Raw genomic sequence first — 1,085 nt, forward strand, 5'->3', positions numbered from 1 at the left:
GGGCTTCGCCACGACCGGGCTGCCCGCGGACGCGCCCGGGCCGCCGGTGCGGCGCACGGTGATCCAGTACGACCCGCGCTGGGACCACGCGGTCCGCACGCTGGCGTCGGCCCTGCCGGACGCGGAGCTCCGCCCCGTGCCGGGCCAAGGCCCGCTGATGAAGGTGACGGTGGGCACGGACTTCAGGGCGGTGGCCCCGGTGAAACCTCAGGCGTCGCAGAGCCCGCAGTCCCCGCAGGCACCGCGGCGCGGGACGGGCCCGGACCAGCGGGCCGTCTCCGGCGACCAGGTCCTGTGCCCGGAGAAGAGCCTGGTGTAGCCCGGCCGGCGGGGTGCGTGCCCGGGGAGGGTCAGTCCTCGATGCCCTCGGCGGCCCGTGCGTCCCGCAGCTCCTTGATCGCGCGCCGCCGTGCGAGGCGGTGCGTACGGCGGATCTGCGCCTCCTGGTAGCGCCGCCGGTCCCGCTCCGTCTCCGGGAGCACCGGCGGCACGGCCCGCGGCTTGCCGTTCTCGTCGACGGCCGCGAAGACGAGGTACGCGCTGCCGACCTGGACCGCGGGCGTCGACTCGTTCCAGCGCTCGGCGAGCACCCGGACGCCGACCTCCATGGAGGACCGCCCGGTCCAGTTGACCTGGGCCTTCACATGGACGAGGTCACCGACGCGGACCGGTTCGAGGAAGGCCATCTCGTCCATGGAGGCGGTGACCGCGGGGCCTCCGGAGTGCCGGCCGGCCACGGCGCCGGCGACGTCGTCCACCAGCTTCATGATCACACCGCCGTGGACGGTGCCCAGCAGATTGGTGTCACTGCCGGTCATGATGTGGGAGAGCGTCGTACGGGCGGCCGACGTCGGCTTGCCGGCCGTCTCCTGCTCCGGGTGGTCCTGAATGGTCATGTCCACCACTGTATGCCGGGTGGGTGAACGCCGGAGGATTGCATCAGGTCTGCAACAGCAGCCCCGGGAACCCGTAGACGATCTCCGTGCCGGGCGCCCGGCAGGCACACTTCCTTGCATGAGCGATTGGTCCGGTGGGCGCAGCGACGAGCGGCGGCAGGCGTACGGGCGCGGCGGCGCCGGCGCCGG

Annotated in this window: 2 protein-coding genes; one reads left to right on the forward strand and one right to left on the reverse strand. The window is 73.6% G+C overall.

Annotated features, from left to right (window positions below; all coding sequences use genetic code 11):
• Positions 1–319, forward strand: a 319-nt coding sequence (locus V7793_RS37825; protein WP_336014279.1) for a LytR C-terminal domain-containing protein, incomplete at its 5' end; no start/stop codon positions are given.
• Between the two features lie 31 nt (positions 320–350).
• Here the strand turns inward: V7793_RS37825 and V7793_RS37830 are convergent.
• A complete protein-coding gene (locus V7793_RS37830; RefSeq protein WP_336014282.1) occupies positions 351–896 on the reverse strand; it encodes an acyl-CoA thioesterase in 546 nt (181 codons plus the stop codon).
• Positions 897–1,085 lie beyond the last annotated feature (189 nt).

Origin of the sequence: Streptomyces sp. KLMMK (genome assembly GCF_036961605.1) — a bacterium.
In the GTDB taxonomy this organism is placed as follows: Bacteria; Actinomycetota; Actinomycetes; order Streptomycetales; family Streptomycetaceae; genus Streptomyces; species Streptomyces telluris.

Bases quoted from the DNA above. Each gene is read 5' to 3' on its own strand.
- V7793_RS37830 (WP_336014282.1), bottom strand. From the start codon at position 896: ATGACCATTCAGGACCACCCGGAGCAGGAGACGGCCGGCAAGCCGACG.